The following is a 25,612-nucleotide window of genomic DNA, read 5'->3' as shown; positions in this document are numbered from 1 at the left end:
GAGGTATCCCCAGTCTGCTGGAGGCCTCAGATCACCCTCTGCCGCGGCCGCGATCCTCCCGCGGCGTCTCCCCGGGAATCCATCCCGCGCGTTGCACGCCCACGGCACCCTCGGGCACGTAATCGCCGAAGAACTCCGGCTCGATGCCTGCCTCCTGCAGCATCTCCCGGGTGCGCTTCTGCCTGGTCCGCGCGATCACCGTGACGACCTCACCGTCGCTCCCCGCGCGCCCCGTGCGGCCCGCGCGATGCACGTAGGCCTTCGGCTCGTCCGGTGGGTCCGCCTGCAGCACGAGGTCGACGTCGTCGACGTGGATCCCCCGCGCCGCGACGTCGGTCGCGACGAGGATCGCCGCCTTCCCAGAGGCGAAGCGCTCAAGGTTGCGCTCGCGCCGCGCCTGCGACAGGTCGCCGTGGAGCGCCGTCGCGCTGAGCCCCGCGTCAACGAAGGCCTCCGAGAGTCGCTCGGCGTAGGCGCGCGTGCGGCAGAACACCATGATGCGGCCCGGCCGCGACACGAGCTCGACGAGCGCGCGATCCTTGTCCTCGCGCAGCACGACATATACCCTGTGCGACACGTCTCCCGTCGCGCCGTCCTCAGCCTCGTGCACGGCGGGCTTCCGCAGGAACTCCTCGACGAGCTCCGACACCTGGCCGTCGAGCGTCGCGGAGAAGAGCAGGCGCTGCCCGCCCCGCTCGGTCTGCCGGAGCACCCGCTGCACGGGCTCGAGGAACCCCAGCTCGCACATGTGATCCGCCTCGTCGATGACCGTCACGAGGACCTCGCGCAGGTCGAGCTTGCGGCGGTTCACGAGGTCCTGCACCCGGCCAGGCGTGCCGATCACGATGTCGACGCCGCGCGAGAGCGCGTGCACCTGCGGCTCAATCGGCACCCCGCCGACGAACTGCGCGGTGAAGAACCCGACCGAGCGCGCGATCGGCTGCACGGTGCGGTCGATCTGCAGCGCGAGCTCACGGGTGGGGGCCAGGATCAGGGCCTTCGGATTGCGCGCCTGACGCCTCGGCGCCCGTTCGACGCGCTCGCCGCGCTTCGGCTTGCCCTGGCGGGCCGGCCGCTGCTCCTCGCCGAAGCGCCCCTCGGCCTTCAGCCGGAGCAGCCGCTCAACGAGCGCCGCCCCGAACGCGATCGTTTTGCCCGAACCCGTGCGGGCGCGGCCGAGCACGTCGCGACCCGCGAGCGCGTCCGGGATCGTCGCGACCTGGATCGGGAACGGGCGATCGGCGCCCTGCTCCGCGAGGGTTCGCACAATGTTCCCGCCGAGGCCAAGGCCCGCAAAGCTCGCCGCCGCGGCATCCGCCGCGGTCGTGCGCTTCGCGGGGAGCCGGCTCGCGCTCGCTCCCTGGCGCTCACGCCCCTTCGGCGCGCCCTGCTCGTCGAACGCGAACACGCGGGCACGCTCGCCGCCGCCTGAGCGCTCGCCGGCCGGGCGGTCCGGACGCTTCGCGCGCTCTGGCCGCGCCACGCGATCGGGCCGCGCGTGCACGTCGGGGCGGCCGCGCCGCTCGGTTTCTCGCCGATCCGAGCCGCGCCGCTCCGACCCGCGCCGCTCGTCGGGCGCGTCGCCGTCGGCCGCCCGGCCCTGCGCGTGCGGGCCGCGGCCGCGGCCGCCCTTCGGCTTGCGGCCGGGCTCGTAGTTCGCCGGCGCTTTGAACCCCCTGCGGCGCTTCTGTGCCACTAGCGCTCAGCCCCCGTCTCATCCTCGTCGTCGACCTCCTGCGTCGCCTGCCACATGAGTCGCTCCCAATCGAGCTCCCCCGTCACGGGCGCGGGCGCGACCGGAGCCGAGTCTTGCCCCGGATCCTCATCGTGGGCCCGCTGCTGGGGAGCGCTGGAACCTCCCAGGGCAGACACGGGACGCATCCAGTCGAGGTCGTCGTCAGGCTCCGGATCAGCAGAAACGTCCTGCCCGTCGGGCTCTGGCTCAGGATCCGGATCCGGCTCCGGCTCCGGATCCGCGTCCCAGGGGATCTCCGCGGGCACCGGCTCATCGAGCACCGGCTGATCGAGCACCGGCTGATCGAGCACCGGGACGTCGAGCGCCTCGGTCACCGGGCGCGGCTCGACCCCGTCGAAGCCGAGGTCGGTCAGCGCGAGCGACATTGCCGCGGTCTCGGGACCCACGGGCCTCGTCGCGGGGGCGACCCGGGCCTCTACAGGGGCCCCTTCGGGTTCACCGGCGCCGGCGTCGCTCTCCGCGACGGGTGCCACGGCGGGCAGCACGATCGGGACGGAACGCGGATCCTGGCGCCTGGCGGGAGCCGGCTCGTCGTCGCCGAGATCGGACTCAGGCTCCGGATCGGGATCGGGATCGGGCTTGGGCTCCGGTTCAGACACCGTTTCAGACTCCGGCTCCAGCTCCGGCTCCGGCTCCAGCTCCGGCTCCGGCTCGGGCTCCGGCTTGGGCTCCGGCTCGGCGAAGAGCTGCTCGAGACCGCTCGCGCCGCTCGGCCTGACGGCGGGCGGCTCGGGGGCGAAGGCGCGGGGCGCGTCCTCCACCGTGTCGGCGTCCGGCGCGGCGTGCGCGTGCTCGTCGCCCGGAATCTCCTGTTCCTGGGGCTGCGGCGCGGGAGCGGAGTGCGCGGGTTCCGCAAGAGCCGGCGCCGCAAGAGCCGGCGCCGCAAGAGCCGGAGCCGCAAGAGCCGGCGCCGGGGCAGCAGGAACGGCAAGGACGGGAGCCGGGGCGGCGGCATCGGCCTCCCCGCGCATGCGCAGACCGCGCCGACGCCGACGCGGAGCCGCCGGCTCGACAGCTTCGTCGGCGCGGCCGACGTCGCTGGCAGCGGGTCCAGCTTCAGACCCAGCGACGGCCAGGGCTCCGGCCCCAGGGCCGGATCCGGGCCCGTCCGGCCCGCCGCGGCGCGCGGCGCCGCGCTCGCTGCCGCGCTCCCGCCTGCGCCCGACCACGTAGTACAGGGTCGGCAGCACGACGAGCGTGAGCACCGTCGAGGAGAGCAGGCCGCCGATCACGACGACCGCGAGCGGCTGCGAGATGAATCCGCCCTTGCCCGTGATCCCGAGGGCCATGGGCGTGAGCGCGAGGATCGTCGCGAGGGCGGTCATCACGATGGGCCTGAGCCTCTGGAGCGAGCCGTGCAGCACCGCGTCGCGGAGGCCGTCGCCGCGCTCCCTGAACTGGTTCACGAGGTCGATGAGCACGATCGCGTTCGTCACGACGATGCCGATCAGCATGAGCACGCCGATGAGCGAGGCGACGCCGAGCGGGATCCCGGTCGCGATAAGCAGCAGCAGCGCGCCCGTCGCGGCGAACGGCACCGAGACGAGGAGCAGGAGCGGCTGGAGCAGGCTCCGGAACGTCGCCACCATCACGACGTAGACGATGAGGATCGCGACGAGCAGCGCGATCCCGAGCTGCGAGAACGCGTCGGCCTGCTGCGACATGACGCCGCCGACCGTGGCGCTCGCGCCGGCCGGCAGCTTCAGCGAGGCGAGCGCCTCGTCGACGGCGACGCTCGCAGTCGTCAGGTCGTCGCCAGCGGGGAGCGCCGAGACGGTGACCGTGCGCACCCCGTCGGCGGTCGTGACGGTCACGGGACCGTCCGCGACCTGCACTGCGGCGAGCGCGTCGAGCCGCTCCGGGCCCTGGGCGGTCTGCACCTCTAGGGCCTGCACGCCCGCGACGTCGGCCGGCGGCTGTCCGTTCGCGAGGTAGACGGAGACCGTGTTCGAGTCGATCGTGATCTGGCCGATCTGCGACGGCTGCATGAGCTGCGCGACCTGGCCCGCGACCCCGGCCTCGGTGAGGCCGACCCGCGCCGCCGCCATGCGGTCGACGGCGATGCTGAGGTAGGGGCGAGAGCGCGCGAGGTCGCTCTCGACCTGCTTGAGCGCGTCGTTCTTCTGGAGCGCGGCGGTGACCTCCTCGCTCGCCTTCGCGAGGGTGTCCTGATCCGGCGCCGCGACGTCGATCTCGATCGCACTCGACGCGGTCACTCCCCCGCCGGACTGGCCGAGCGAGAACTCGCCAGCGTCCTTGAGCCCGTTCACCGCGGCCCGGATGTCATCCTTCGCCGCGATTTGGTCGGCGTCGGGATCCGTCGTGAGCGAGTAGTTGACCGTGCCGTCGCCGCCTCCTCCGAAGAGGGCGCTCATGCCGCCGCCAGAGCTGCCGATCGTGACCTGCACCGTCTCGACCGAGGAAACCTTCTTCAGCTCCGCCTCGACGCGCTCGACCTGCGCGAGCTGCGCCTCGAGGCTGGTGCCGGGCGCGAGGGTCTGCACGAGGCCGACCGAGTTCTGCTCGTCCTCGCCCATGTAGTTCGTCTTCATGAGCGGGGTCGCCGCCATCGTCGCCGCGAAGACGGCGACGGCGATGCCGAGGGTGACGAGTGGGCGCGCGAGCGTCCACTCGATGATGGGGCGGTAGCCGCGCTGCAGCGCGGTCAGGGCGGCCCCCGGCGCGGGCTCCGCCGCCGTGCTCCTGCGGCGCTTGCGGCCTGCGGACTCCGGCCTCAGGAACCAGTAGGCGAGCACGGGGACGATCGTGAGCGACACGAAGAGCGACGCGACGAGCGCGATCGTGACCGTGAACGCGAACGGCCGGAAGAGCTCCCCTACCATCCCGTCGACGAAGGCCATCGGGAGGAACACGGCCACCGTCGTGACGGTCGACGCCGTGATGGCGCCCGCGACCTCGCGGACCGCGCGCACGATCGTGCGCGCGCGATCCGGCCCGTCGGCGATGTGCCGCTTGATGTTCTCGATCACGACGATCGAGTCGTCGACGACGCGTCCGATCGAGATCGTGAGCGCGCCGAGCGTCAGCATGTTGAGCGTGTAGTCGGCGAAATTCAGGCCGACGAAGGTGAGGAGCACCGAGGTCGGGATCGAGATCGCGGTCACGAGCGTGGCGCGCACCGACATCAGGAAGACGAGGATCACGAGCACCGCGAACACGAGGCCGAGGAGCCCCTCGGTCGTGAGTGTCTCGATCGACTGCTCGACGTACGGCGCCTGGTCGAAGATGACCGTGAGCTTCGCTCCCCCGAGCTGGTCCTGCATGCCGTCGAGCGACTCCTGCACCGCGTGCGAGACGTCGACCGTGTTCGCCGCCGACATCTTCGTCACGGCGATCGTGAGCGCCGCCTGCCCGTTCACGCGGGAGATGCTCTCCTGGGGGCCGGGCTCGAGCGCCACCTCGGCGACCTCGCCGATCGTGACGGGCTCGAGATCCGGAGCCTCGATGTCCTGGAGCTGCAGCTGGCGGGGGTCGCCGCGGCTCGGGCCTGCCGGTTCCTGGCCCGTGGCCAGTCCGCCGCCGGCCTCCGCGCTCACGGGGAGCGGGAGGGCGGCGATCTCCTCGGGCGTCGTGAGTTCGGAGCCCGACTGGACCGCGAGCGTGCGGTCCCCGTCTCCCACGGTCCCTGCGGCGATGAGCACGCCGCTCTGCTGCAGCGCGTCGGTGATCGCCTGGCTCGTGAGGCCGTTGTCTGCGAGCTTCGCGGCATCGGGCCGGATCGTGACGCGCTCGGCCCGCGCGCCCGAGAGCTGCGCGTCGCGCACGCCGTCGAGGTCGCTGAGCTCGGGGATCGCCACGCGTTCGATCGTCTGCGCCGCCTGCTCGGGGGTTTCCCCCTCGGCGGGGGTCACGGCGATCTGGATCACGGGGAAGTCGTCGACCGAGCCGGAGAGCACCTGCGTGTCGGCCTCGGCAGGCAGCATCTTCGAGATCCTGCTGATCGCCCGCTCGACCTTCTGCTCGGTCGCCGTGATGTCGACGCCGTAGGTGAACTGGGCGACGACCATGGAGCTGCCCGTGCTCGACGTCGCCGACGAACTCTCGAGCTGCGGGACGCCGCGCAGGGCCGTCTCGATGGGCCCGGAGACGTCCTTGTTCACGACCTCCGGCGAGGCGCCCGGATACGTCGTGACGACCGCAATGGCCGGGAACTGCACGGAGGGCATGAGCTCCTGTTTCAGCGATCCCACCCCGAGGAGGCCGAAGACCGCCGCGACGATCGTCACGAGGGAGATGAGCGCGCGGTTCTTGAGGCTGAACGCGGTGAGCAGGTGCATAGCTGGGATTATCCCACGGGCCCACTGGCCCGCTGCCGTCAATCGGGTATCGGATCGGGGATAACGCGGCTACGAGGCACTTTTGCGCCCGCTATGGGCAGGGACGATGCATGCACGTTCCGCGCGGTGAGCGGGTGGATAATACTGTGATGCCGCAGACCCGCACCCGCCGCACCCTCGGCGCAGTCACCGAGGCGGACTTCGCCCGCCTCGCAGAACTGCGCAAGATGCAGACCATCGCGCTCGCCCTCCTGCTCGGGATGGCCGTGGTCTTCGTCGTCTCGTTCATCCTGCAGGATCGCTACCCGTGGCTCGGCTACGTGCGCGCCGCGAGCGAGGGCGGCATGGTGGGCGCGCTCGCCGACTGGTTCGCGGTCACCGCGCTCTTCCGCCACCCGCTCGGGATCCCGATCCCGCACACGAACCTGATCTCCGCGAAGAAGGACGACATCGGCGAGGGCCTCGGCTCGTTCATCGAGGAGAACTTCCTCGCCGACGACGTCGTGCACGGCAAGCTCGCCGAGATCAGCGGCGCGCGCATGGCCGGCACCTGGCTCTCGGAGCGCGAGCACGCGGAGCGCGTCGGCTCGGCCGTCGCGAGCGCCGGCCTCGGCGCCCTCACCGTGCTCGACGACAACGACGTGCAGGAGCTCATCGAGGCGCTCGTGCGCAAGCACATCGTCGACCCCGAGTGGGGGCCGCTGCTCGGCCGCGCGACCGAGTCGTTCATCGGCGGCGAGCACCACGAGACGCTCATCGACGTGGCGGCGAACCGCCTCGAGCAGTGGCTCGTCGAGCACCCGGCGGCGTTCGACCGGGTGGTGTCCTCGCGGCTCCCCTCCTGGGTGCCGAGCGTCGTCGACCGCTTCGTCGACCAGCGCCTGCACTCCGAGGCCGTCCGCTTCTGCCAGACGGTCGCGTCTGATCGCCACCACCCGTTCCGCATCGCGATCGGCCGCTTCCTCGCCGACCTCGCCCGCGACCTGCAGGAGCAGGAGCAGCTGCAGGAGCAACTCGAGGCGTTCAAGCTCGAGGTCTTCGACAGCCCGCGGATCCGCTCCCTCGCGGCGAGCACTTGGCAGACCGCCCGGGCCGCCCTCGTGGAGATGCTCGAGGACCCGGCGAGCGAACTCCGGATCCGGATCGTCGCCGCCGCGCAGGACTTCGGCCGGAAGCTCGTCGAGGACCCGACGCTGCAGTACAAGATCGATGTCTGGGTCATGGGCGTCGTCGAGCACCTCGTGAGCACCTACCGCCACGACCTCGCGAACGTCGTCACGGAGACGGTGCAGCGCTGGGACGCGCAGGAGGCCGCCGAGAAGATCGAGCTGCAGGTCGGCAAGGATCTGCAGTTCATCCGCATCAACGGGACCGTCGTCGGCTCGCTCGCCGGCCTCGCGATCTACGCGATCGCCACGCTCGTCATCGCGCCCCTCGCCGGCGCCTGATTGGTCGCGCCGCTAGGCGGACTTCGCGTACCAGACGGGCAGCAGCATGTCCTGCACCCGGTCCTTCGTCGCCGTGTGGTCTGCGCGGGTCGAGATCGCGCAGCGCGAGGTGCGGCAGTCGAAACCGTCGACCGTGGGATCCGGAACGGTGAGGGTCACCTCGAAGCTGCCCTCGTCGCCGTAGCGGTGCGTCGCGAACGCGCGCCAGGCCCAGTCGTTCGTGATCCAGGCGCTCGAGAGGGCGCTCTTGTCGACGGTCCCCTCGGTCGCACCCTGGGGAATGCCGCCGAGGCAGGGACCGGGCTTCTCCTCGGGGTCCGCGGGAATTCCGCAGATCGCGAGATATATGCCGATACCGGAATCAAAGCCGGATCCGAGCACCGTGATGCGCTGGCCCGGCTCGATCGCGCCGAGGTCGACGGGCTTCCCCGACTCGCCGACGGCCTCGAGTGAGCGGACCCGATCGTCGGCCCCCGTGGCCTCGACCCGCTCGACCGCCGTATCAGGGACCCGCTGCCCGGATCCCCCGGCGCTCTGATGCGTGAGGATCGGCAGGAGCACGGCGATCGCACCGCCAAGGACGAGAACTGCGACCGCGAGCAGGGAAATCAGGATAATCCGTGTGGAACGGCGGCGAGGAGACACACTCCCATGCTACCGACCCGCGCATCACCGCGGGACCGGTCATGCTAGAATCTGCTCCATACGTCTATTTGAATTGGTACCTGCCTCGCGGTTCATTTCCCGCGAGGCCCGAATGTGTAAGGGGGTCACGCATGGGGCGCGGCCGTCAGAAGGCAAAGCACACCAAGGTCGCCAGGGAGCTGAAGTACTTCAGCCCCGACACGAACTACTCGGCGCTTGAACGGGAACTCTCAGCAGAGGCCGAACGCGCGGCCAAGGACGATCCCTGGGCGGAATACGCCAGCAAGTACAACATCGACGAGGACGACGAGGACTAGCTCCTCCGGTCTCGCCCGACAGGGCAAGCCCCTCCTCGCTCGTGGTTCGTACCGCTAGCGGCATCGATCCCGATCCGGAACGCGAGTGGGCCCCCTCCGAGGAGGGGGCCCACTCGCGTTCCCGAGGCCGGGCGCGAACCGGGCTCCCGCCTCAGCGGCCCTGGGCCGCGACCGCCGCGGCGCCTGCGGCCGCGGCCTCCGGATCGAGGTAGCGTCCGGCGCTCGTGGGCTTGCCCTGCTCGTCGATGTCGTAGACGAGCGGCATGCCGGTTGGGATATTCAGCCCCGCGATGTCCTCGTCGGAGATGCCCTCGAGGTGCTTCACGAGCGCGCGCAGCGAGTTGCCATGGGCCGTGACGAGCACCGTCTTGCCCGCGTTCAGGTCGCTCAGGATCTCGCTCTCCCAGTAGGGCACGAGCCGCTCGATGACGTTCTTCAGGCACTCAGTGCGGGGGCGCTCACCGTCGATCCCGTCGTAGCGGGGATCATTCGCCTGTGACCACTCGCTCGCGTCGTCGAGCGCGGGCGGCGGAGTGTCGAAGGAGCGGCGCCACTCCATGAACTGCTCCTCGCCGTACTTCTGCAGCGTCTCGGCCTTGTCGAGCCCCTGGAGCGCGCCGTAGTGGCGCTCGTTGAGGCGCCACGAGCGGCGGACCGGGATCCACAGGCGATCCGCGCTGTCGAGCGCCAGGTTCGCGGTCTGGATCGCGCGGCTCAGCACTGAGGTGTGCAGCACGTCGGGGAGCATCCCGGACTCGCGCAGGAGCTCGCCCGCGCGCGCCGCCTCCCCCCGGCCCTTCTCGGTGAGTCGCACATCGACCCACCCGGTGAACAGGTTCTTCTGGTTCCACTCGCTCTGGCCGTGGCGGAGCAGGATCAGCGTGTTCGTCATAGTCTCCAGCTTAGTTCGTTGCGGGGCGTGGAAGATTCAGGAGCGTCTGCCGCCGAAGCGCTCAGCGATGTCCGCGCGGCGGGTCGCGCCGGCGTCGCGCGGCACGATGACCTCCTGGGAGGCGGCGACCGCCTGCCGGTCCTCGGCGTCGGGCGCGTCGGGGCCCGCGCCGATCCGGACCTCGAGCTCAGCGTCCTCCGGGAGCGAGCGTTTGAGGAGCGCAAGGGCGACGCCGCCCCACTCGTGGTGGAGCCCGGCCCGCGTGACGCGGCCGACGGGCCGCGATCCCGCGTCCCCCGCCTCACCCGCGCGGTACACCAGTGCACCCGCGACCGGCAGCTCGCCGCCGGAGCCGTCGATGTGCAGCAGCGCCAGGCGCCGCGGAGGGTGGCCGAGGTTGTGGACCTTCGCGATCGTCTCCTGTCCGCGGTAGCAGCCCTTCGTCAGGTGCACCGCCGTGCGGAGCCAGTCGAACTCGTGCGGGATCGCCCGTTCGTCAACCTCACCGTGCTGGCTCGGTCGCCAAGCGCGCACCTCAAGCGCGTCGAGCGCGAGGAGGCCCGCGGCGCGCACGCCGTCGGAGGCGGCGAGCGCCGCGACGCCCGGAAGATCGGCGCGTGGGAAAACGAACTGGACCGCACGCCACTCGGCCCCCGGGTGATCGGACTCGGCGTGCGCGTACTGCGCGCCGCCGCGCTGCACCTGGGCCCACGGATCCCGCCACTCGGCGACGGGGGCTGCGGCGCGAAGCGCCTCGGCGGCCGGGCCACCGTCGAACGTCAGCACCGCGGCGAACTCCTCGCTCACATCGCGCACCTCGACGCGCAGCGCGAAGCGCATGCGCGAGAGGAAGGAGACGAGCCCGTCGGTCTGCCCCTCGTCAACGAGGAGCCAGGATCGCTCGCCGTCATCCACGAGCCGGATCACGGTCTCGATCCGGCCGTTTGCGTCGAGCAGCAGCGTCTCGACGCTCTCACCGGGCGGCAGGCCCGTGAGCTGTTGGCTGGTCATCGAGTGCAGCCAGCTCAGCCGGTCGGCGCCCTCGACGACGACGACGCCCCGGTGCGACAGGTCGACGATCGCGGCGCCGGATTCGAGCGCCCGCTGCTCCTGGACGGGCTCGCCGAAGTGCGCGGCGACGCCGAGCTCGTCGGCGACCGCGCCAGGAAGCTCAAGGAACGGGTTCATCACAGGGCCCGGTCCGCTCGGCTGCGACTAGCGCTGGCCCTTGAAGAGCTTGTAGATGACGGTGCCTGACACCCACGCGATCGCGAGCGAGGCAAGTCCGAGGAGCCCGAGAAAGAAGAGTTCGAGAGCGAGAAGCATGCGACCAGTCTAGCCGAAAGAGCGGGCCGGTTACGGCAGGAGCAGGATCCCCACGACATCGATCACCGCGATGATGAGCACCGAGCCCGCGACGCTCGCGGCGACGCGCGTGATGAAGCCGACGCGCTGCGCGGTGCCGAGCTGCAGCGCGAAGGTCACGAGGGTGGAGGCGCCGATGGCAAAGGCGAGCCACGGGAATCGCTCCTCGACGGGCACGAAGACGCTCACGAGCGCGCCGATCACCGCGGCCACCGCCCACGCTGTGATCAGGCGTGGAATGTGCCAGGAGTGCGCATCGGGCATCTCCGGGGCGTCGTTCTCGGTCATCCATCCAGTGTCCCACACAGCGCGCAGACGCGTGCACGCCGAGCTCCGGGAAGCGTCGCCCGAAACACGCCCGAAACGCTCGCGAAACGGCCCGCGCACTACACTGTGACTCGGACCTGGACGCGAAGGGAGCAAGTTCATGCAGCTGCTCTGCCTCTCTGACCGGGATCCGGCGGATTCGCTTCCGGCGCTCGACCTCCTGCCCCACGACGTGCGCTCGTCACCGCTCTCGCTGCGCGTGCCGGAGACCATGGCCGAGCGCTTCGACGCGATCCTCGTCGACGGCACGCTCGACGCGAGGCGTGCGCGCTCCGCGTGCCTGAACTTCGGAGAGGGCGTCGCGACGCCCCGGATCGTGCTCCTGCCAGAGGTCGCCCTCACCGCCCTCACACCGGAGTGGCGGGTGAGTGAGCTGCTCCTGCCCACGGCGAGCCCGGCCGAGGTCGAGCTGCGGCTCCGGCTCCTCGAGCGGCCGGCGGCGGAGCAGGCCCCCACCACGATCCAGTCCTCCGGCGTCGTCATCGACGAGGCCAACTTCACCGCGAGGCTCTTCGGCCGGCCGCTCGACCTCACCTATAAGGAGTTCGAGCTCATGCACTTCCTCGCTGCGAACCCCGGCAGGGTGTTCACGCGCGAGCAGCTGCTCGGCGAGGTCTGGGGCACGGACTACTTCGGCGGCACCCGCACGGTCGACGTGCACGTTCGCCGCCTCCGGGCGAAGCTCGGCGACCACGAGGCCCTGATCAGCACCGTGCGCGGCGTGGGCTACGGCTTCGCGCGCGCGAAGGTGGAAGCGGAAGAGGAGGACGCGTGATGTCGAACGGCGGGACGATCGAGGGGGCGCGCGGGATCATTGCGGCCGCCGAGCGCACCGACGGCAGGCCGCCGGTCTCGGATCAGGCGATCCTCGAGGCCGCGCAGGGCAAGCGCGAGCTCAGGGTCTGGCGCGAACGGCCCGGCGACCCCGCGAGCGAGGCGATCGCGGCCGGGATTCTGAGCGTGGGGGATGCCGCGGAGCTCGACCTCGTGGTCGCCCCGGCGTTCCGCGGGCGCGGCGTTGGCACGGCCGCGCTCTCCGAGCTGCTCGCGGATGCCGAAGGCGACGTGCTCGCCTGGGCCCACGGCGAGAATCCCGCGGCCGACGCCCTGCTCGGGCGCGCGGGCTTCACCCCCGTGCGCTCACTGCTCCAGCTCGAGCTCGATCCGAAGCTTCTGCCTCGTGCTGACTCCGGCGACGCGCGCGGCCCGCTCCGGATCCCGACGCCCGCCGGCCTCGAGCTTCGGGCCTTCGATCCCGCGAGCGAGAGCGACGCCGGGGCGTGGGTGCGCGCGAACGCTGCGGCCTTCGCCGACCACCCGGAGCAGGGGCGCATCACCCTCGACGACTTCGCGCTCATGCGGGCCGAGCCGTGGTTCGATCCCGCCGACCTGATCCTGCTGGCAGAGACGGACACCGTGCCGGGTGCGGATCCGGAAATCGCCGGTTCGACCTGGATCAAGACCGTGCGCGGCGATGACGGCGTCGAGACGGAGCTCTACGCGGTCGGCGTGCGACCCGAACGCGCGGGCCAGGGCCTCGGCCGTCTGCTCCTCGACGTCACGCTCGCACGGATGGCGCAGCACGATCCGCAGCGGGTCACCCTGTATGTCGACGGCGAGAACACCCGCGCAGTTGACCTCTACACCCGCGCCGGGTTCACCGTTCGTTCACGCAGTGCGCAGTGGAAGCGGCCCGCCGGCGGTCGCCCTGGTGTCAGAATGGACGCATGAGCGAAGAGAACCGCCCCGCCGACCGAGACGAGCTCCCGGCCGACCGCTACATCGATCGCGAGCTCAGCTGGCTCGCCTTCAACCAGCGGGTGCTCGAGCTTGCTGAGGACCCGACGGTCCCGCTGCTCGAGCGCGCGAACTTCCTGGCGATCTTCGCGTCGAACCTCGACGAGTTCTTCATGGTCCGCGTGGCCGGTCTGAAGCGCCGGATCGTCACGGGCCTCGCCGTGCCGACGAATGTGGGCCGCGCGCCCACCGATGTGCTGGCCGACATCAACCGCACGGCCTACGAGCTGCAGTTGCGGCACGCCCGCTGCTTCCGCGAACAGGTGCGACCGGCGCTCGCGGACGCCGGCATCCGCTTCGTCGACTGGGAGGAGCTCGACGACGCCGACCGCGAGGTCCTCACCGAGTACTACGAGCAGCACATCTACCCCGTGCTCATGCCGCTCGCGGTGGATCCCGCGCACCCGTTCCCCTACATCTCGGGCCGCGCGCTCAACCTGTCGATCCGGGTGCGCAACCCGCGCACCGACAAGGTGGAGTTTGCCCGCCTCAAGGTGCCGCAGATGATCCCGAGGTACGTCCGAGTGGATCGCCGCGAGAGCGACGACGACCTGCGATTCATCCCGCTTGAGGAGCTCATCGCCAATCAGCTCGATGGGCTCTTCCCCGGCATGGAGGTCATCGACGACCACGTCTTCCGCGTGACGCGCAACGAGGACATGGAGATCGAGGAAGACGAGACCGAGAACCTCATCCAGGCCCTCGAGAAGGAGCTGCTGCGACGCCGCTTCGGCCCGCCCATCCGCCTCGAGATCTCGGACGACATGGACGAGGCGACGCTCGAGCTGCTCGTGCGCGAGTTCGACATCGACGCGCAGCAGGTCTACACGCTGCCCTCGCCGCTCGACCTCTCCGGGCTCTTCGCGCTGTACAAGATCCAGCGCCCGGATCTGAAGTTCAAGCCGCACATCCCGGTCACACACCCGCAGTTCCGCACGAACTCGCCGAGTGAGCAGCCCGACACCTTCGGCGCGATCGCGCGCCGCGAAGTACTCGTGCACCACCCGTACGAGTCGTTCGCGACGAGCGTGCAGGCGTTCGTGGAGCAGGCGGCGACGGATCCCGACGTGCTCGCGATCAAGCAGACGCTCTACCGCACCTCGGGCGACAGCCCAATCGTCGCGGCCCTCATCAAGGCTGCCGAGGCCGGCAAGCAGGTCCTCGCGCTCGTCGAGGTGAAGGCGCGCTTCGACGAGGAGGCCAACATCGAGTGGGCCCGCAAGCTCGAGCAGGCCGGCGTGCACGTCGTCTACGGCCTCGTGGGCCTCAAGACCCACTGCAAGCTCGTCCAGGTGATCCGGGACGAGGGCGGCAGGCTCGCCCACTACTGCCACATCGGCACGGGCAACTACAACCCCAAGACGAGCCGCATCTACGAGGACTTCGGCCTCTTCACCTCGTCGCCCGAGATCGGCCGCGACGTCACGAAGCTCTTCAACGTGCTCTCCGGCTACGCGATCGAAACCGACTACGACCGGCTCCTCGTCGCCCCGCTGCAGCTGCGCAGCGGGCTGCTCGAGCGCATCGAGCGCGAGGCGGAGCACGCCCGCGCCGGGCGCCCGAGCGGGATCAAGCTCAAGGCCAACTCGATGGTGGACGAGGCGATCATCGACGCCCTCTACCTCGCGAGCCAGGCCGGCGTGCCGATCGAGGTCTGGGTGCGCGGCATCTGTTCGATCCGCGCCGGGGTCCCCGGGCTGTCCGAGAACATCAGGGTGCGCTCGGTGCTCGGCCGCTACCTCGAGCACTCGCGCATCTACGCCTTCGAGAACGATGGCGAGCGCGAGGTCTTCATCGGCAGCGCCGACCTCATGCACCGCAATCTCGACCGCCGGATTGAGGTGCTCGTGCAGCTCTCCGACCGCGAGCACCTCGCCCGCATCGACCGCTTCTTCGAGTTCGCGTTCTCGGACGACGTCTCGTCGTGGCGCATGCTGCCGGACGGCACCTGGCTGCGCCGCGTCATCAGCGAGGAGGGCGAGCCCCTCCCCGATCTGCAGGATCTCGTGATGCTGGACCGCACGGAGGCGCGGGCCAGGAGAGCTCGGTGAGTCAGGAGATCCTCGCCGCGGGAACCGTCTGCTGGCGCAGGATCCCGAAAGCGAATGGCGCAGGACCCGGCGAGGTTATGGTGCTGCTCATCCACCGGACGAAGCAGCGCGACGTGTCGTTTCCGAAGGGCAAGCTCGACCCGGGCGAGAGCATGCCGCAGGCCGCCGTGCGCGAGACGCACGAGGAGACCGGGCTCGCCATCTCCCTCGGCGTGAACCTCGGCACCATCAATTACGCGCTGAGCGGCGGGCGCTCCAAGACCGTGCAGTACTGGGCCGCCGAGGTGACGCCCGAGATCGCACTCGCGTCGACCTTCACCCCGAACGACGAGGTGCAGGCGCTCGAGTGGGTGCCGCTGCGCGAGGCGCGCAGGCGCCTGAGCTACCGGGCGGACCGGGAACTCTACGACGTGTTCCTGCGTCTCGCCGAGCACGAACTCCTGGAGACCTTCTCCGTCACTCTGCTGCGCCATGCAAAGGCGGAGCCGCGCAGTGCGGCGTTTCCCGTCGACGCGCTCCGCCCACTCGCCCACGCCGGCGAGGAGCAGGCGGCGAATCTCGCCGCGATCCTCGAGCCGTTCGGCCCGCGACGCATCTACTCGTCGACGGCGACCAGGTGCCGCGCCACCGTCGAGCCGCTCGCCGAGCACCTCGGCAAGAAGATCCGGCTCAAGGAGTGCCTGAGCCAGGACTTCTGGGACCAGGGCGACCTCGTCGAGCTCCGCAAGCTCGTCGGGAAGATCATTGCGAAGGGCCGCGACGCGGTCGTCTGCAGCCACCGCCCCGTGCTGCCGGATCTCGCCCGTGAGCTCACGCTCGCGACGGGCAGCGTTCCGGGCGGCTACCTCGGAAAGGCCGCGGCGCTGCCGCCCGCCGGCTTCTCCGTCTTCCACTTCTCGCGCACCCGACCGGGCGCCGGGATCCTGGGCGTCGAGACGTACCCGATCAAGCACTAGGACTTCCGTGAGCACCCCCCATCGCGGGGCCGACGCACCGTTCGGCCTCGTCGTCAACCCCACCTCGGCGCTCGGCCGGGGCCGGCGCGTCGCCGAGCGCGTGCGCCGCAGGCTCGAGGCGACGGGCGTGCACGCCGTCGTGATCTCCGGCGGCGACGCGGGAGACTGCTCCGCGCGGATCGCCGCCGCCGCCCGCGATGGGCTGCGCGGCCTCATCCTCGTCGGCGGAGACGGGCTTCTCGGCCTCGCGCTCCAGCTCGCAGAGGTGCGCGAGCTCCCGCTCGGGATCGTGCCCGCGGGCTCGGGCAACGACTTCGCCAGGCAGTTCCGGCTCCCGGGCCGCCCCCGCGCCGCGCTCGCGCGCATCCTGTCGGCCATCGAGTCGCCCCGGCCTGTCGACCTCGGCGTCGTCACGCGGCCGGATCCCGAGCGGCCGGGCGAGGTGGCCACGACGTGGTTCGCTGGCGGCCTCTCGGTCGGTTTCGACGCGGCGATCAACCGCCGCGCCAACGATCTGCGGCTCCCCCTCGGCCCGCTGCGCTACCAGCTGGCCCTCCTCGGCGAGATCGTGGCGCTCCGGCCCAGGCGGTTTTCGGTCGACGTCGATCCGGTGCCTGGGGCCGCCACGAAACATGGCCCGGGCGGCATCCGGCGAACTCGTGAGTTCGCCGGGCTCCTCGCGACCGTCATGAACATCGGGTCTCTCGGCGGCGGGATCCCGATCGCCCCCGACGCCGACGCCTCAGACGGCCAGCTCGACCTCGTCGAGGTCATCGCCGTGACGCGCCCCCGCCTCCTCAGCGTGCTCGGCGTGCTCGCCCGCGGGCGGCACGGCGCGCTGCCGGAGGTGCGCTTCACGCGCGGCACCGGCTTCACGATCGACGCGCCCGGCGAGGTCGCCTACGCCGACGGCGAGCGCGTCGGATCAGGCCCGTTCCGTGTCACGGTTGCGCCGGGCGCGCTCAGGCTACTCGCGTAGGGCCGCGAAGCGCGGCGCGGCGCGATCGCGCGCGCCACGGGGATGCTCCCTCACTCCTGGGTGATGAGCCACTCCCTGGCTCCCGCGTCTGCCGCGCCCATGCTGTTGACCGTGGCGCGGGTGCGCTCGAGCACGCCGGCGTCGACCTCGGGCGTCTGGCACACGCCCTGCGGCTGATCCGGCATGACGGAGCACCACTTGTAGCCGCCGTTCTGCGTGTTCGTCGCGGCGTTCCACGCGAGGTCGTTTACTCCCCAGCTGCCATCCGCCTGCTGGGCGAACTGCACGCGAACCATGAGGAACTCGTTGTTCACCCGCTGGGCCGGCGGGGCGCTCTCGCTGATCGTGTTCCCCGTGCCGTAGAGGATCCACCGCCCGCCGTACACCTCGAGCGGCTGGACCGAATGGGTGTGGTGGTTGTAGACGAAGTCGAACTCGCCGCTGTCGACGAGCGCGTGCGCGTTCGACGTCTGCTGGATGTCGGGCGCCGTCGCGTACTCGGTTCCGGCGTGCTGCACCCCGATCACGAGATCGGCCCCCATTTCGCGGGCCTTCTTCGCCTTCGCGATCGCGCGATCCGGATCGAGGCCGAGTGCCTCTCCCCCGTAGTCGACCTGCCACTCGTGCTCGGCGTAGAGCCCGTTGAGCGAGAACGTCGAGGTGATGATCGCGATCTTCGCACCGTTCGCCTCAACGATGAGCGGGACGTCGCGCTCACCCTCGGCCCGGTAGGAACCCGTGTGCTGGATCCCCTGACGATCCAGCTCGTCGAGGGTCCGGATCAGGCCCTCCGTGCCCTGGTCCACCGTGTGGTTCGAGGCCGTCGTACAGACGTCGTAGCCGACGGCCTTCGCCGCGGCCGCGACCTCGGGCGGCGTATTGAACGCCGGGTAGCCGGCGTAGGGCCCGCCCGACGGTGCGAGCGGCGTCTCCATCTGGCAGATGGCGAGGTCGGAGCGGTCGAGGTACGCCTTCTGGCCCTCGAGCAGCGGCACGAAATCGAAGTTGCGCCCCTCGGCGTCGGTCGGGATCGCGAACGGCGACCAGAGTCCCTGATGGAAGAGCAGGTCGCCGGAGACGGCAACGCTGACGCAGTGGTCCGTCGGGCACGCGGGCCCAACGCCGGGCTGCGGCTCCGGCGTCGGCTCAGGGGTCGGCGTCGGAGTGGGCGTCTCGGTCTTCTCCGCGGCCGGCTCAGTTTCCGGCTCCGGCGCGCACGCCGAAAGCCCGGAAATGAGGAGGACCGCGGCTCCAAGCGCGGCGAACCGCTTCGTTCTACTCACGCGCTCATGCTACCCGCGATCCGCGCCGATGCTGCACGTTCACCTGCTGTTCACTTCCCGGCAGACCGCGCGTCACGAAGCAACCCTAGCGTGGAGATTGTGGTCGTCACCGGCCATCAGAACCCGTTCCTCGCTCAGATAGGATCCATCCGAAGTGAAGCTCTCAGCACTGACCAAGGTTGCAGCGATCGGTGGTATCGCCGCGCTCACGCTCACCTCTTGCGCTGCCAACGAGGCAGGCGGGGGTACGACCGACGGCGGCGACGGCTCCAGCCTCTCGGGCGAGCTCGTCGGAGCAGGCGCCTCGTCGCAGGGATCCGCCCAGGAGGCCTGGATCGCCGCGTTCCAGAGCGCGAACCCCGATGTCACCGTCAACTACGAGCCCTCCGGCTCCGGCGCCGGTCGCGAGACCTTCCAGCAGGGCGCGAGCGCCTTCGCTGGTTCGGACCGCGCGTTCAAGACCGATGAGGTCTCCGCCGGCCCGTTCGAGGCCTGCGCCACCGACGCTGGCATCGTCGAGTTCCCCGCGTACATCTCCCCGATCGCCCTGATCTTCAACGTCGAAGGCGTCGACTCGCTCAAGCTCGATGCGCCGACGGTCGCGAAGATCTTCTCGGGCAAGATCACGAAGTGGAACGATCCCGCGATCGCCTCCCAGAACCCCGACGTCACGCTGCCCGACGCGAACATCTCCGCCGTGCACCGCTCGGATGACTCGGGCACGACGGGCAACTTCACCGACTACCTCGCGGCCGCAGCGCCCGAGGACTGGACCGTCGGCTCGATCGAGACCTGGCCGACCGAGTTCGGCGGCGAGGGCGCGCAGGGCACCTCGGGCGTCGTCGAGGCCGTGAAGAACGGCGTCGGCACCATCGGCTACGCCGACGCCTCGCGCGCCGAGGGCCTCGGCACCGTCGAGATCAAGGTCGGCGAGAAGTACGTCGCGTACTCCCCTGAGGCGGCCGCTGCGATCGTCGACGCTTCCTCGCAGGAGGAGGGCCGCACCGATCACGACATCGCGATCAAGCTCGACCGCACCTCGAAGGCCGAGGGCGTCTACCCGATCGTGCTCGTGAGCTACCTTGTCGGCTGCGAGAAGTACGCGAAGCCGGAGAACGCCGAGCTCGTCAAGGAGTACTTCAGCTACATCGTGAGCGAGGAGGGCCAGAAGGCCGCGGCCGAGAGCGCGGGCAGCGCCCCCATCTCCTCCGAGCTTCGCGACAAGGTGAAGGTCGCGATCGACGCGATCGCCTAGTCCGGTTTCGCGGGCGCGGGACCACACGCGGTCCCGCGCCCGCACACGTGGTTACGGCCACACCCCGATCCGCCCCCCAGTTCCCAGCCGAACGCAGACCCAGGAGTCCGAGTGACAGCCTCCTCCGCCCCAACCAAGCCGGTGCTGAGCCTCGGCGACCGACTCTTCTCGCGGTCCGCGCTCTTCGCGGGCAGCATGATCCTCGTCACCCTCGCCGCGGTCGCGATCTTCCTGATCGCCCGCAGCATTCCGGCCTTTACGGCGACCGACGAAACCGCCTCGCTCCTCACCTCGAACTTCTGGGCCTACGTCGGCCCGCTCGTGTTCGGCACCGTCTGGGCCGCGACGCTAGCCCTCCTCATCGCGCTGCCCCTCTCGATCGGGATCGCGCTCTTCATCTCGCACTACGCTCCCCGCAAGCTCTCGCAGGTCCTCGGCTACGTCGTCGACCTGCTCGCTGCCGTCCCGAGCGTGGTCTTCGGCCTGTGGGGCATCGGCGTGCTCGCCCCTGCGGTACAGCCCATCTTCGTCTGGCTCAACGAGCACCTCGGCTGGTTCCCGCTTTTCTCGGGCACCGTGTCGGGCACGGGGCGCACGATCCTCACGGCCGCGCTCGTGCTCGCCGTGATGATCCTGCCCATCATGACTGCGATCTGCCGCGAGGTGTTCCTCCAGGCTCCCTCGCTGCACGAGGAGGCCGCCCTCGCGCTCGGAGCGACGCGCTGGGAGATGATCCGCATGGCGGTGCTGCCCTTCGGCCGCCCCGGCATCGTGTCGGCCGCGATGCTCGGGCTCGGCCGCGCGCTCGGCGAAACGATGGCTGTCGCAATGGTGCTCTCCGCGACCGGCGTCCTCAGCTTCAAGCTTCTGACCTCGGAGAACCCGTCCACGATCGCGGCGAACATCGCGCTGTCGTTCCCCGAGGCCTACGGCGAGAACATCAACGTCCTCATCGCGACGGGCCTCATCCTGTTCGTCGTGACGTTCCTCGTCAACGCAGCGGCACGCTGGATCGTCAGCCGCCGCGCAGAGTTCTCGGCGGCGAACTGATGCTCCAGCAGACCGACCTGAAAGAAAAGGGGACCGATCCCGTGGCCATCACCGTCCGCGCCTCAGGCGCCGGCTCGACGCTCGCAGGCAATCGCCTCCCACGGCCCACCCCGTGGCTCGTGCTCGGCGGCAGCCTCGTCGTGTCGTTCGCGCTCTTCGGCCTCCTCGCAGCGGCTTCCGAGGGTGCGTTCTCGGTCGTCGGCGCATTCCTGATCGGCGCGCTGCTCTACATCACGGTCATCAGCTTCCTCTCACTCGCGGTCGAGGGCAGTCGGCAGGCCATGGACCGATTCATCACGGGCCTCGTGACGGGCGCGTTCCTCCTCGCGATGGTGCCCCTCGTCTCGGTCGCGATCACCGTGGTGTCCAATGGCATGGCGCGCTTCGATACGGAGTTCTTCAACTCCTCGATGCGCAACGTCACGGGCGAGGGCGGCGGCGCGCTGCACGCGATGATCGGCACTCTGCTCATCACCCTCGCAGCGACCATCATCTCGGTGCCGCTCGGGCTCATGACCTCGATCTACCTCGTCGAATACGGCCGCGGCCGGATCGCGAAGACGATCACCTTCCTCGTCGACGTCATGACGGGTATCCCCTCGATCGTGGCTGGCCTCTTCGCCTTCGCGCTCTTCGCCCTGTTCTTCGGGCCCGGGGTCCGCATGGGCATCGTCGGCGCGGTGTCGCTCTCAGTTCTCATGATCCCGGTCGTGGTGCGCTCGAGCGAGGAGATGCTGCGCCTCGTGCCCAACGAGCTGCGCGAGGCCTCCTACGCACTCGGCGTGCCGAAGTGGCTCACGATCGTGAAGATCGTGCTCCCCACCTCGATCGCCGGCATCACGACGGGCATCATGCTCGCGATCGCCCGCGTGATCGGCGAGACGGCTCCTCTGCTGATCACCGCCGGGTTCACCGCGTCGATGAACTACAACCTGTTCTCCGACCGCATGCAGTCGCTGCCGGTCTACGTGTACACGCAGTTCGCGAACCAGGGCAACCCGGCCTTCGCGTTCTTCGAGCGCGCATGGGCCGCGGCGCTCCTCCTCATCCTCATCGTGATGGCGCTCAACCTCTTCGCGCGGCTCATCGCCCGCTGGTTTGCGCCCAAGCTGGGCCGCTAGGCTCCCACGACCGCTCGCTTCCCGATCCCGAAGGAAAGAACCCACCGCATGTCCAAGCGCATCGAGGTCTCGGATCTCAACGTCTACTACTCGAAGTTCCTCGCGGTTGAGGGCGTCTCGATCAACATCGAGCCGCGCAGCGTCACCGCGTTCATCGGCCCCTCCGGATGCGGCAAGTCCACCTTCCTCCGCACCCTCAATCGCATGCACGAGGCGATCCCGGGCGCGCGCGTCGAGGGCGAGGTGCTGCTCGACGGCGAAGACCTCTACGGACCCGGCGTCGATCCCGTGCTCGTGCGGCGCCAGGTCGGCATGGTCTTCCAGCGTCCCAACCCGTTCCCGACCATGTCGATCCGGGAGAACGTGCTCGCGGGCGTGCGCCTCAACAACCGCCGCATGTCGAAGGGCGACGCCGACGCCCTGGTGGAGCGCTCGCTCTCCGGCGCGAACCTCTGGAACGAGGTCAAGGATCGCCTCGACAAGCCGGGGTCGGGCCTCTCGGGCGGCCAGCAGCAGCGCCTCTGCATTGCCCGCGCGATCGCCGTCTCACCCGAGGTCCTCCTCATGGACGAGCCCTGCTCGGCGCTCGACCCGATCTCGACCCTCGCGATCGAGGACCTCATCGACGAGCTCAAGCAGGAGTACACGATCGTGATCGTGACCCACAATATGCAGCAGGCCTCCCGCGTGTCCGACCGCACCGCGTTCTTCAACATCGCGGGCACCGGGAAGCCGGGCAACCTCATCGAGTACGACGAGACGTCGAAGATCTTCTCGACCCCCTCCGTCCAGGCCACCGAGGACTACGTCTCGGGTCGCTTCGGGTAAGCAGCGGGACGCGGGAACGCGGCAGCGGGGGCTCAGCGCACAGGCGAGGGGCCCCCGCTGCCGCGTTCGGTGCGGGCCGGTCACCGGACTGGATCCGAGACTCACAAGTTTCATTCAGGAAAGTCTCGCTCGCACAGGCGTAACGTTGCGCCGTGAGCAACGCAACACCGGGATCGTCCCTCGAGCGGACGGGCGAGTTCCCCGCGATCACCAGGCGCTCCCGGCTTCGCGCCTGGCTTCTCACGGACACCGCGGAGGCGCCGGGCGAACAGACCGGGCCCCACGGTCGCCCCGACGCCGAGAAGCGCACGCACTGGCTGCGCGTCATGTGTCTCACGGGGCTCGACTACTTCTCCACGCTCGGCTACCAGCCGGCCATCGCCGCGCTCGCGGCGGGCGCCGTCGCGCCGCTCGCGACGATCGTGCTCGTGGTCGTGACGCTCGCCGGCGCCCTGCCCGTCTACCGCCGGGTCGCGAAGGAGAGCCCGCACGGCACCGGATCGATCGCGATGCTCGCGAAGCTCCTCCCCCGGTGGCGTGGCAAGCTGACGGTGCTCGCGCTGCTCGGCTTCGCGGCGACCGACTTCATGATCACGATGACGCTCTCCGCGGCCGACGCCACGGCTCACCTCATCGAGAACCCCTTCGCGCCCGAGGCGCTGCGCGGCCAGCAGGTCGTCATCACGCTCGCGCTCCTCGCGGGGCTCGGCGTCGTCTTCCTGCGTGGTTTCCGCGAGGCGATTCGGCTCGCGACCGTGCTCGTCGCGGTCTTCCTTGCCGCGAACCTCGTGGTCGTCGTGGTCGCGATCCAGCATCTCGTCACGAACCCCGTCGTGGTGACCGACTGGTGGGGCACTCTCACCACGCAGCACGGCAACCCCCTCCTCGTCGTCGCGATCGCGCTCATCGTCTTCCCGAAGCTCGCGCTCGGTCTCTCCGGCTTCGAGACGGGCGTCGCCGTCATGCCCCAGATCAAGGGCGATCCGGGCGACACCGAGGAGCACCCCCGCGGCCGGATCCGCGGCGCCAGGCGTCTCCTGACGACCTCGGCGCTCATCATGAGCGGCTTCCTCGTGACCTCCTCGATCACGACCGTCGCGCTCATCCCCGCGAGGGAGTTCCAGCCGGGCGGCGAGGCGAACGGCCGAGCGCTCGCGTATCTCGCGCACGCCTACCTCGGCGAGGGCTTCGGCACCTTCTACGACCTGATCACGATCGCGATCCTGTGGTTCGCCGGCGCCTCGGCGATGGCGGGCCTCCTGAATCTCGTGCCGCGCTACCTCCCGCACTACGGCATGGCCCCGGCCTGGGCACGGGCCACGCGCCCCCTCGTCCTCGTCTTCACGGCGATCGGCTTCCTCATCACGATCATCTTCGAGGCGAGCGTCGACGAGCAGGGTGGCGCCTACGCGACGGGCGTGCTCGTGCTCATCACCTCGGCAGCAATCGCCGTCACCCTGACGGCGAGGCGCCGGGGCGAGCGGGGCGCGACGATCGGCTTCGGCATCGTCTCCGTCGTCTTCATTTACACGACGATCGCGAACATCATCGAACGGCCGGACGGTATCAAGATCGCGGCGTGGTTCATCATCGGAATCGTGGCCGTGAGCTTCGTCTCCCGGATCGCCCGCTCGACCGAGCTGCGGGCGACGTCGGTGCGCCTCGACCCGATCGCCGCCCAGTTCATCGCCGATTCGCACCACCTCACCCTCCGCCTCATCGCGCACGAGCCGCGCGACATCTCGCCCGAGCGATACGCGGCGAAGCTCGAACACGCGCAGCACGCCCACCGACTTCCCGACAACGACGTGCTGTTCATCGAGATCGACATCTCAGACAGCTCCGACTTCGAGGGCGAGCTCGTCGTGCGCGGCGAGAACCGGCACGGCTACCGGGTGCTCCGGGTCGACGGCAGCACGGTGCCGAACGGCATCGCGGCGGTCGCCCTGCATCTGAGCCGCGAGCTCGACTGCACACCGCACATCTACTTCCGCTGGACCGAGGGCAACCCGCTCTCGAACCTCGCCCGATTCTTCCTCTTCGGGGAGGGCGAGATCGCGCCCATGACCCGCGAGGTGCTGCGGGAAGCGGAGCCGCGGCTGGATCGCCGCCCCTGGGTGCACGTCGCCTGAGGCGGGCTGTGGCCGGGCCTGGGGCTGGGGCTGGGGCAAAGAAAAGGCCGGACCGCAGAACGCCTCTCGGCGGAAGGCCGCTCGAAGCGGCGAAAATTGGAGCCCGGGGTTACTGCGGCCCGGCATCCCCAGTGTAGCGCAGAGGCGGATCCCAATCCCGATCCGGGGCCGGATCCGAGCGCCCGGGCGTGCCCCGGATCGCCCGGGATTGCTCGGGGTTGCCTGTGATCGCTCTGGCTCGCCCCGTCCCGCGGTGGACATTGCCCGCCTGCACCCGCCGAGATTTCTGCACCCAGTGAGGCTGTCTGCCCAAAATCCTGGATTTGACTGCAGATCCCTCGCTGAGCGCAACGAGTTGGGGGCGCCACGCAGACCTTTAGATCGCGCTCACCAGCCTCACGGGCGACTACAGCTAGCCGAGCGTGCCGTCGCGCCAGCGGCGGGCGCCGCCGTGCAGCTCGAGCGCGAGCTTCGAGTAGCGGAGTGCGCGCGTCGTGAGGGCGAGGGCGTGCTCGTCGTTGTGCGCGTCGCGGGAATCGGCGAGGTCGGCCGAGCCGAGCGACATGATGCGGGCATACGCGGAGGCGCGATCCAGCGCGTCGCCGAGATCCCCCGTGAACGCGCCGCGCAGGATCGTGTCGCAGAGCTCGGCGATGGCACCGGTCGTCACGGGCTCAGCCGCGCCCGCAACCACGGGATCGATCGTCACGGAGATCGCGGAGCCGCGCGTGAAGAGGTCGGCGGCGCCCTCGGGGTCCGAGGCGACCGCACGGCGCAGCAGGTAGAGCCGCCACAGCACGCCGGCGAGCGAGTGCTCGCTCTCGCGCGCCCACAGCTCCGCGATGTCGCCGAGTCCGGGGCCGGCCGCGAGCCCGACGACGCGCTCGACGACCTCGGGGTCGGCCACCCGCTTCACCCGGTCGAGGAGCGCCCACGACGTCTCCTCGGCGAGGCGGTGGGAAGCTCCGGGCTCGTCGGAGCCGATGATCCAGTCGAAGTCCGCGGTGGGCTGCAGGACGGGCCGCTGATACTCGCGCGTCACAGATCTCCTTCTCAAGCTCGCTGGGCCGCGATCGGGGTTCGCGGGCCGGGCCCCGAGAGTCTACGCCTGC

20 protein-coding genes are annotated in these 25,612 nt (G+C 70.3%); 12 read left to right on the top strand and 8 right to left on the bottom strand.

The window, feature by feature from the left end; all coding sequences use genetic code 11:
- Positions 1–31: 31 nt before the first annotated feature.
- Together ACOPJ3_RS05055 and ACOPJ3_RS05050 are read right to left on the bottom strand one after the other, a co-directional pair.
- Positions 32–1,696, bottom strand: a complete 1,665-nt coding sequence (locus tag ACOPJ3_RS05055; RefSeq protein WP_427870745.1) for a DEAD/DEAH box helicase — start codon at positions 1,694–1,696, stop codon at positions 32–34.
- The gene (locus ACOPJ3_RS05050; protein ID WP_427870744.1) at positions 1,696–6,054 is read right to left on the bottom strand and encodes an efflux RND transporter permease subunit; all 4,359 of its coding nucleotides are present in this window, start codon (positions 6,052–6,054) and stop codon (positions 1,696–1,698) included. Before ACOPJ3_RS05050 ends, ACOPJ3_RS05055 begins: the two co-directional genes overlap by 1 nt.
- A 149-nt stretch (positions 6,055–6,203) precedes the next feature.
- Between ACOPJ3_RS05050 and ACOPJ3_RS05045 the strand changes: the two genes are divergently transcribed.
- The gene (locus ACOPJ3_RS05045) at positions 6,204–7,502 is read left to right on the top strand and encodes a DUF445 domain-containing protein (protein WP_427870743.1); all 1,299 of its coding nucleotides are present in this window, start codon (positions 6,204–6,206) and stop codon (positions 7,500–7,502) included.
- A 12-nt stretch (positions 7,503–7,514) separates the two neighbouring features.
- Here ACOPJ3_RS05045 and ACOPJ3_RS05040 read toward each other — a convergent pair whose 3' ends face one another.
- The gene (locus ACOPJ3_RS05040; RefSeq protein ID WP_427870742.1) at positions 7,515–8,147 is read right to left on the bottom strand and encodes a hypothetical protein; all 633 of its coding nucleotides are present in this window, start codon (positions 8,145–8,147) and stop codon (positions 7,515–7,517) included.
- A gap of 131 nt (positions 8,148–8,278) precedes the next feature.
- Between ACOPJ3_RS05040 and ACOPJ3_RS05035 the strand changes: the two genes are divergently transcribed.
- Entirely contained in the window at positions 8,279–8,464 is a 186-nt protein-coding gene (locus ACOPJ3_RS05035) for a DUF3073 domain-containing protein (protein WP_427870741.1), read from the top strand.
- Between the two features lie 151 nt (positions 8,465–8,615).
- On the opposite strand, the gene ACOPJ3_RS05030 is transcribed toward ACOPJ3_RS05035, so the two are convergent.
- The 3 genes from ACOPJ3_RS05030 to ACOPJ3_RS05020 form a co-directional block, all read right to left on the bottom strand.
- Positions 8,616–9,356 (bottom strand): phosphoglyceromutase, encoded by a 741-nt coding sequence (locus ACOPJ3_RS05030; RefSeq protein WP_427870740.1) that lies wholly within the window; start codon positions 9,354–9,356, stop codon positions 8,616–8,618.
- Positions 9,357–9,392: 36 nt separating this feature from the next.
- On the bottom strand, positions 9,393–10,544 hold the full coding sequence (locus ACOPJ3_RS05025; protein WP_427870739.1) for a YgfZ/GcvT domain-containing protein: 1,152 nt from the start codon (positions 10,542–10,544) through the stop codon (positions 9,393–9,395).
- A gap of 168 nt (positions 10,545–10,712) precedes the next feature.
- Entirely contained in the window at positions 10,713–11,009 is a 297-nt protein-coding gene (locus ACOPJ3_RS05020) for a hypothetical protein (RefSeq protein ID WP_427870738.1), read from the bottom strand.
- A gap of 139 nt (positions 11,010–11,148) precedes the next feature.
- Between ACOPJ3_RS05020 and ACOPJ3_RS05015 the strand changes: the two genes are divergently transcribed.
- The 5 genes from ACOPJ3_RS05015 to ACOPJ3_RS04995 are packed head-to-tail and all read left to right on the top strand — an operon-like array spanning position 11,149 to position 16,831.
- Positions 11,149–11,823, top strand: a complete 675-nt coding sequence (locus ACOPJ3_RS05015; RefSeq protein WP_427870737.1) for a winged helix-turn-helix domain-containing protein — start codon at positions 11,149–11,151, stop codon at positions 11,821–11,823.
- Positions 11,823–12,779: a mycothiol synthase gene (gene mshD, locus ACOPJ3_RS05010; protein WP_427870736.1), complete on the top strand. Its 957-nt coding sequence runs from the start codon at positions 11,823–11,825 to the stop codon at positions 12,777–12,779. The genes ACOPJ3_RS05015 and mshD overlap by 1 nt, the downstream gene beginning before the upstream one ends.
- Positions 12,776–14,896 (top strand): RNA degradosome polyphosphate kinase, encoded by a 2,121-nt coding sequence (locus tag ACOPJ3_RS05005; protein WP_427870735.1) that lies wholly within the window; start codon positions 12,776–12,778, stop codon positions 14,894–14,896. The genes mshD and ACOPJ3_RS05005 overlap by 4 nt, the downstream gene beginning before the upstream one ends.
- Positions 14,893–15,852 (top strand): NUDIX hydrolase, encoded by a 960-nt coding sequence (locus ACOPJ3_RS05000; protein ID WP_427870734.1) that lies wholly within the window; start codon positions 14,893–14,895, stop codon positions 15,850–15,852. Before ACOPJ3_RS05005 ends, ACOPJ3_RS05000 begins: the two co-directional genes overlap by 4 nt.
- A 7-nt stretch (positions 15,853–15,859) precedes the next feature.
- Positions 15,860–16,831 (top strand): diacylglycerol/lipid kinase family protein, encoded by a 972-nt coding sequence (locus ACOPJ3_RS04995; RefSeq protein ID WP_427870733.1) that lies wholly within the window; start codon positions 15,860–15,862, stop codon positions 16,829–16,831.
- Positions 16,832–16,881: 50 nt separating this feature from the next.
- On the opposite strand, the gene ACOPJ3_RS04990 is transcribed toward ACOPJ3_RS04995, so the two are convergent.
- Positions 16,882–18,114, bottom strand: coding sequence for a CapA family protein (locus ACOPJ3_RS04990; RefSeq protein WP_427870732.1), 1,233 nt, complete (start codon positions 18,112–18,114; stop codon positions 16,882–16,884).
- Positions 18,115–18,268: 154 nt separating this feature from the next.
- On the opposite strand from ACOPJ3_RS04990, the gene pstS reads away from it, so the two are divergent.
- The 5 genes from pstS to ACOPJ3_RS04965 all read left to right on the top strand — a co-directional run bounded on the left by pstS (position 18,269) and on the right by ACOPJ3_RS04965 (position 24,500).
- A complete protein-coding gene (pstS, locus tag ACOPJ3_RS04985) occupies positions 18,269–19,369 on the top strand; it encodes a phosphate ABC transporter substrate-binding protein PstS (protein ID WP_427870731.1) in 1,101 nt (366 codons plus the stop codon).
- Positions 19,370–19,480: 111 nt separating this feature from the next.
- Entirely contained in the window at positions 19,481–20,419 is a 939-nt protein-coding gene (gene pstC, locus ACOPJ3_RS04980) for a phosphate ABC transporter permease subunit PstC (RefSeq protein ID WP_427870730.1), read from the top strand.
- The gene (gene pstA, locus ACOPJ3_RS04975) at positions 20,419–21,540 is read left to right on the top strand and encodes a phosphate ABC transporter permease PstA (protein WP_427870729.1); all 1,122 of its coding nucleotides are present in this window, start codon (positions 20,419–20,421) and stop codon (positions 21,538–21,540) included. Before pstC ends, pstA begins: the two co-directional genes overlap by 1 nt.
- A gap of 48 nt (positions 21,541–21,588) precedes the next feature.
- Positions 21,589–22,368, top strand: coding sequence for a phosphate ABC transporter ATP-binding protein PstB (gene pstB / locus ACOPJ3_RS04970; RefSeq protein ID WP_427870728.1), 780 nt, complete (start codon positions 21,589–21,591; stop codon positions 22,366–22,368).
- A 326-nt stretch (positions 22,369–22,694) separates the two neighbouring features.
- The gene (locus ACOPJ3_RS04965; protein WP_427871173.1) at positions 22,695–24,500 is read left to right on the top strand and encodes an amino acid transporter; all 1,806 of its coding nucleotides are present in this window, start codon (positions 22,695–22,697) and stop codon (positions 24,498–24,500) included.
- A 412-nt stretch (positions 24,501–24,912) separates the two neighbouring features.
- Here the strand turns inward: ACOPJ3_RS04965 and ACOPJ3_RS04960 are convergent, their stop codons facing one another.
- A complete protein-coding gene (locus tag ACOPJ3_RS04960) occupies positions 24,913–25,542 on the bottom strand; it encodes a hypothetical protein (RefSeq protein ID WP_427870727.1) in 630 nt (209 codons plus the stop codon).
- Positions 25,543–25,612 lie beyond the last annotated feature (70 nt).

The sequence above is a fragment of the Leucobacter luti genome (assembly GCF_050310065.1).
Taxonomy (GTDB): Bacteria; Actinomycetota; Actinomycetes; order Actinomycetales; family Microbacteriaceae; genus Leucobacter; species Leucobacter luti_B.
The sequence above is the reverse complement of the archived record's forward strand: the minus strand, read 5'-3'. Positions and strand labels throughout refer to the sequence as shown.

Bases quoted from the DNA above. Each gene is read 5' to 3' on its own strand.
- ACOPJ3_RS05020 (WP_427870738.1), bottom strand. From the start codon at position 11,009: ATGACCGAGAACGACGCCCCGGAGATGCCCGATGCGCACTCCTGGCAC.
- ACOPJ3_RS05035 (WP_427870741.1), top strand. From the start codon at position 8,279: ATGGGGCGCGGCCGTCAGAAGGCAAAGCACACCAAGGTCGCCAGGGAG.
- ACOPJ3_RS04965 (WP_427871173.1), top strand. From the start codon at position 22,695: ATGTGTCTCACGGGGCTCGACTACTTCTCCACGCTCGGCTACCAGCCG.
- ACOPJ3_RS05025 (WP_427870739.1), bottom strand. From the start codon at position 10,544: ATGAACCCGTTCCTTGAGCTTCCTGGCGCGGTCGCCGACGAGCTCGGC.
- ACOPJ3_RS05050 (WP_427870744.1), bottom strand. From the start codon at position 6,054: ATGCACCTGCTCACCGCGTTCAGCCTCAAGAACCGCGCGCTCATCTCC.
- ACOPJ3_RS05030 (WP_427870740.1), bottom strand. From the start codon at position 9,356: ATGACGAACACGCTGATCCTGCTCCGCCACGGCCAGAGCGAGTGGAAC.
- pstA (WP_427870729.1), top strand. From the start codon at position 20,419: ATGCTCCAGCAGACCGACCTGAAAGAAAAGGGGACCGATCCCGTGGCC.
- ACOPJ3_RS05045 (WP_427870743.1), top strand. From the start codon at position 6,204: ATGCCGCAGACCCGCACCCGCCGCACCCTCGGCGCAGTCACCGAGGCG.
- mshD (WP_427870736.1), top strand. From the start codon at position 11,823: ATGTCGAACGGCGGGACGATCGAGGGGGCGCGCGGGATCATTGCGGCC.
- ACOPJ3_RS05005 (WP_427870735.1), top strand. From the start codon at position 12,776: ATGAGCGAAGAGAACCGCCCCGCCGACCGAGACGAGCTCCCGGCCGAC.
- ACOPJ3_RS05015 (WP_427870737.1), top strand. From the start codon at position 11,149: ATGCAGCTGCTCTGCCTCTCTGACCGGGATCCGGCGGATTCGCTTCCG.
- pstB (WP_427870728.1), top strand. From the start codon at position 21,589: ATGTCCAAGCGCATCGAGGTCTCGGATCTCAACGTCTACTACTCGAAG.